This window comes from Novosphingobium naphthalenivorans NBRC 102051, from assembly GCF_001590985.1.
Classification (GTDB): Bacteria; Pseudomonadota; Alphaproteobacteria; order Sphingomonadales; family Sphingomonadaceae; genus Novosphingobium; species Novosphingobium naphthalenivorans.
Genome location: NZ_BCTX01000148.1, coordinates 1 through 5,346 on the forward strand (window position 1 = coordinate 1; position 5,346 = coordinate 5,346).

General features: G+C 52.3%; 3 protein-coding genes and 1 pseudogene. 1 reads left to right on the forward strand and 3 read right to left on the reverse strand.

Annotated elements, in window-relative coordinates; all coding sequences use genetic code 11:
* Window positions 1–787: pseudogene (locus NN5_RS25515) on the forward strand (IS630 family transposase); the annotation flags it as partial.
* Between the two features lie 101 nt (window positions 788–888).
* Here the strand turns inward: NN5_RS25515 and NN5_RS26155 are convergent.
* The 3 genes from NN5_RS26155 to NN5_RS23960 are packed head-to-tail and all read right to left on the reverse strand — an operon-like array spanning window position 889 to window position 5,077.
* Window positions 889–2,100, reverse strand: coding sequence for a hypothetical protein (locus NN5_RS26155; RefSeq protein WP_157081315.1), 1,212 nt, complete (start codon window positions 2,098–2,100; stop codon window positions 889–891).
* A 15-nt stretch (window positions 2,101–2,115) separates the two neighbouring features.
* Window positions 2,116–4,311 carry a GumC family protein gene (locus tag NN5_RS23955; protein WP_067739097.1) on the reverse strand — a complete coding sequence of 732 codons (2,196 nt, stop codon included), beginning with the start codon at window positions 4,309–4,311 and terminating at the stop codon, window positions 2,116–2,118.
* Window positions 4,312–4,363: 52 nt separating this feature from the next.
* Window positions 4,364–5,077, reverse strand: a complete 714-nt coding sequence (locus tag NN5_RS23960; protein WP_245656684.1) for a polysaccharide biosynthesis/export family protein — start codon at window positions 5,075–5,077, stop codon at window positions 4,364–4,366.
* Between the last annotated feature and the right edge of the window lie 269 nt (window positions 5,078–5,346).

Genomic DNA, 5,346 nt, shown 5'->3' on the forward strand with positions numbered 1-5,346 from the left:
GTTGCTGCGATGGGGTCGGGCGCTTCTGCTCGGGCAGCAGCGGGACAGTTCGGAGTGAGCGTTGCCAGTGCAGTGCGCTGGTCCCAGCGCCGGACTGGCCGGTTGGCGCCGGGCAAGCTGGGCGGGCGCCGCAAGCCGGTGCTGTTGCCTGAGCGAGAGTGGCTGTTGGCGCGCGTGGCGGCCGAGCCCGACCTGACCTTGCGAGGGCTGCTGGGCGAACTGGCAGACCGCGGAGTGAAGGCGAGCTACGGCGCGCTGTGGCTGTTCCTCGAACGCGAGGGACTGTCGTTCAAAAAAAAGCCTGTTCGCCTGCGAGCAGAATCGTCCTGCCATCGCCCGGCGACGGATACAGTGGCGCAAGTACCAGAGCCAGCTTGATCCCACGCGCCTCGTCTTCATCGACGAGACCTGGGCCAAGACCAACATGACCCGCACACATGGCCGCGCCCGGCGCGGGGAGCGACTGCACGCGAAAGTCCCGTTCGGCCACTGGCGCACGCTGACCTTTCTCGCCGCGCTGCGCCACGACCGGATCAATGCCCCCTGCGTGCTCGACGGGCCGATCAACGGCCAGCTCTTCCTCGCCTATGTCGAGCAGTTCCTCATACCTACGCTTGCTCCAGGCGACATCGTCATCATGGACAATCTGGGCAGCCACAAAAGTCAGGCCGTGCGTCAGGCCATCCGCAATTGTGGCGCCAGGCTCCTGTTCCTTCCGCCTTACAGTCCCGATCTCAACCCGATCAAGAAGGCCTTCTCCCGCCTCAAAGCCATGCCTTGGAAAGCTGGCAACGCACCATCGGCGGCCTTTGGAATTTAATCAGCAAGCCACATAAAGGTAAATAAAAAATTTTAAAAATGTAATTACGTAAAATATTTGATGGATATTTACTGAGATATCTTTTTAATATTAATTTTATCAATCCAGACCTTATTATCGCCACCCAGAACGGAACGAAACTTTACCCATTGTGTATGACAACTGCTCAATGGCACATCAAATTCAAATCTAAATGACTGTCTAATTTCTTTTGTAGAAGGTAGATTGAAATTTCTAAGCCTGCCTCCTTGTCTACAGCTGAGTTCAATGGCGAGGTGGTTGACGGCATCCGAGGTCTGATCGCCAAAAATACCTGAAAATAAGTAATGGCCGGGCTCGAGTCCAATCAACTGCCTTGCGATGCCACCCCCCGTATCATCATGAGTCTCTAGCCAAAGACCTTCACCACCGCCTGGCACCTTGCCGCGGTAAGCCTGAATATTGCTATCCTGACTCAACCACCAAGCGAATGGTAATAAGCCCGGAGCTTGATCAAATTCACCGTCCTGAATAGTGCGATATGCCTCCGTCCTGCCTTCTAGGTCGTTCGCCGTCTGTAACGCCCCCTTCTCGTCATTCAGTGCGATCATCCGATTTAGAACCCGCTCAATAAGTGACTTCTGTTCTGGGTCACTAAGGTCTAATTTCAACGCCAGAACGGCAGCCGACATCACTGCAGGATCTTTTCCACTGGCACCCATTTCATTGACGTACGCTTTCCACCATAGTGGTTTTTGAGCCAACATCGGTAGAAGATTCGCTAAGACATCTGGTTCGCTCGTCGCAGAAACTAGGATCGGCAGTAGTGTTTTCCGGCTTTTAGTAGAAACCAGCATGGCTCTATTGTAGTGGCTCAGAGCTTCCGACACATCGCCATGGCTAACAGCATCTTCAATCAGCCACATCTCAGTAAGCAAGTTGCGGCGAGACATAGCTTCCGACGATTGGAAAAACGCTTGCGCTTGCGCTTCGTCCTCTTGAAAGTCAGCGACAGCGCCAAGCATGCCCAGTGCGTAACTGCTTACAGGCTCCCGGAGAGCCGCCGCACGAAGTGAAGCTCGTGTCTGGACTACACTAGCAGCGCTGGGAGATGGGGATGACAACACCCTCCCAGCACTCACCACCGTCGGAGTTACGCCATCAGGCCACCATTCATGAACCAAATCGGGATAGCGTTCGGCAATCGTGAAATTGAGAGTGACTCCAATAGAAATCCATAGAGCCAACACCCCACCAACTAGTACCACGCCTACACGAAGAAAATTTCCACCAAATGACATACCATTGCCCGATCACTACTCAGCCATCTCTCCATCTCGGTTTTCGCCATAGCCATAGCCATAGCCATAGTCGTGCCCATAACCGGTAAAGGCCTGCTTCGAATCAAATTTAGTGACAACTGCTCCGAGGAGATTGATTTCAGCCGCACGCAAGCGTGACAACGCGGTACGGATACTCGACTTCTTGGTGCTATGCGCCTCGATGACGAAACATACTCCTTCTACCTGATTTGCGAGAAGCGGCGCGTCCGCAATACCCATCACTGGCGGAGCATCGACAATAATATATTCGAAGTCCGGCAAAAGCTGATCAAGAACAGCCTTGAAATGAGCGCCAGACAACAGTTCAGCAGCACTGGGCGGTTGCGGACCGGCAGCGATGATTGAGAGATTTTTGATTTCCGTTGTCTGAACTGCCTCCTCAGCTTTCATTGACCCGGTCAACAAATTGCTGAGACCATACGATCCATCCCGCCGCATCATATGATGAACGCTTGGTGCGCGCATGTCACAGTCCACGAGCAGTACTTTACGTCCCTGAGCCGCCAAAGTCTTGGCTAAGCCTAAAGATGTTAGCGACTTACCTTCCGCGGGGCGCGAACTGGTTACGGCCAGTGTTCGTGGGAAGCCATGGCTTGTAGACAATGCCAAGGATGTTTGCACCGAGAAATAGGCTTCACTGATCGTCGATTTGAGATCGAGCAGCGCTGCCAAGGGCTCTTCGTCCACCTTCGGAACCACGCCAATCAATGGGACATGCAGTAACTCGGAAACTTCCGCCGGGTCGGAGAGTGTGTCTTCAAGCATTTCGAGCACAAAGGCTAATCCGATCCCGATGGCTGCGCCTGCAATCAAGGAAATCACTAAATTAACGAGCACATTCGGTCTTGCCGGTTTTTCAGGAATATCGCCAGGATCGACAACAGCAATATTGTTGATTCCTACCCCACCTGCGACGCCAATTTCCTTGTAGCGTTGCAACAGAGCATCATATAATTGCCTATTGGTATCCGCTTCTCGGAGCAGCACATTGTACTGTGTACTACGCCGACGCAAATCGAACAGTTTTGACTTCAACTCGTCAACCTGCTCAGTAAGTGAAGCCTCACGCTTTTGTGCGGCCTCATATGTATTTTGCAGGGTGGCTTGAACCCGTGCATCTTCTCGGGCGATTGACTTGTCTAATGAGACGATTTGGGCATGTATCGCCTTAGCGGGCGGGTAGTCGGGATCGAAACGCTGCAGCATATCCGCATATTGCGAAGCCAGTTCTGCGCGTTGGGTGCGCATCTGTGAGATACCGACATTGGACAAAGATTCCTCAACAGCTGCGTCGCGCGACTTCAAGCGACTCTGCGCTGCGATACGTTCAGCCGTCGCCGTCGACAGTTCTTTGTTCAAAGAAACTAAGTCTTCCGTAACCAGTGACCGTTCCGGCCCACTGCTGGACGCTGTTTGCGCACCATTATCTGCAGGCAGACTGACGATTCCTTGTCGAGCCGCGTAATCGACTAGCTGACGCTCCGCGATGTCCGTCCGATTCCGAAGTTGTCCAAGGCGGCTTTCTAGAAATCTGCGCGCATAAGCCGTGGCTGCATAACGACGATCTAGCGTCGCCTTGATAAAATGCGCCCCCCAGGCATCAACAATTTTCTTTGAGAAAACTGCATCTGGACTAGTGAAACTAATAGTCGCTAAGCTTGAAAAGCTTTCGATCGAGACATCAACATGCTCGAGCAAAATATCCCTTGCCTCGCGTAAACGCTCTTCTCGAGTTGAAGCGCCAGGAATCAAATGATCATCTTCAAACCAGTCTCTCGTCTTGCTCGACTTGAACATTTTGAAAAAGGCACCGCTGTCTTGTAGACGATTGTCAATCGCAACAGCTTCCGCAAGCGTGACAGAATTCAACAACCCTTGCTGCGTTGCGTAAAATTCGGGATTGATCATATTTGGCGTGTCGGGATCGACACCTTCAACGTTTGTAAAGTTCCCATCCTCTCGACGAATTTCCAGAATGCTTGTTGATGTGTATTGCGGCGTCATTAACAGCGTAACAATCAACCCCAGCAAAAATATGCCAGCAATAACAGTAGCAATCAGCCACTTGCGCCGATCCAGAATGGCTATGATGTGTTTTAAGTTAATATCTAAACTTGCGCCATTCGCCCCATCCATATCAGCAGTATGGTAGGTGTCGATATCGTGCATTGCGTTTACACTAGCTTTATACTGCATGAATGTTAGCCACCTAGGATAACTATTATCGCAAAAGAACGATTATCGGCGTGGTAATCAATGGCGCAGCCGTGATGATGTCGCGGAACAGACGTCGGGCCTGGCTATCGCCAACGTAAATAATGTCGTTCGAGAATATCTCGGGATCATCAAATAATCCCTGCCTGATGGCACGCAAGTCGTACAAGGCAGCATACCGGTTACCCTCGACGGTGCGGAACACCACAACATAGTTTTCACGCGCAAACTCGGTCGTCCCCTCTGCCCTTGCAATCGCCCTCATGAGAGACATGCGGCCTGAGAGAGGAAAGATACCCGGCTTCGCCACAGATCCATCGACCGTGAAAATCTGACTCGCCGCAGTTGAGATATTCACAGTCACCTGGGGATCTAGAACATGCGCTTGCTGGAGCTTTTGCGCGAGCAGAGTCGTAAGTTCACTCGTTGTCATCCCGGAAACCTTAAGCTCGCCAACCAAGGGCAGTGCAATTTGGCCCGTAAGATCGACCGTTACGCTCTTGCTGAGTTCAGGGATGCCGAAAACATCGATATCCAAATGGTCTGACGGACCAAGAACGTAGGGCCTGGGAGGAATGACAAGATCCTCACGAACCGGTTCAGGAAGAGGTTTGTTTTCGTATATCGTCAGGTCTGGCCGCCCTACCAACGCGGGTGCGGAACATCCTGAGCAAAGCAGTACGGCAATCAACGCACCACTCGAAATAAGTTTATGGTTCATGAAAACCTTAGTGGAATGGCCTGCCATCGTGAGGATGCACGTTGGTTAGCCTTGGCATCTCCGGGTTACAAGCCCTTCCATGCCATATTGGGAAGCGTGAACTGTAAGTGGCTTTGTAAGACGACCTGCTGTGGCGATCTTGCATCACTCAACATTAGTGCTTTTTGATACCGCGGCGACGCAGACGCGCCTGACGGCGCCGTCGCGCCATATTCACCCACAAAATCCCCCCGGCAATGGCAACAAACGCGATCAAGCAAAGCGCTATT

Excerpts from the sequence above, each read along its gene's own strand:
- NN5_RS23955 (WP_067739097.1), bottom strand. The coding sequence starts at position 4,311 with ATGCACGATATCGACACCTACCATACTGCTGATATGGATGGGGCGAAT.
- NN5_RS26155 (WP_157081315.1), bottom strand. The coding sequence starts at position 2,100 with ATGTCATTTGGTGGAAATTTTCTTCGTGTAGGCGTGGTACTAGTTGGT.
- NN5_RS23960 (WP_245656684.1), bottom strand. The coding sequence starts at position 5,077 with ATGAACCATAAACTTATTTCGAGTGGTGCGTTGATTGCCGTACTGCTT.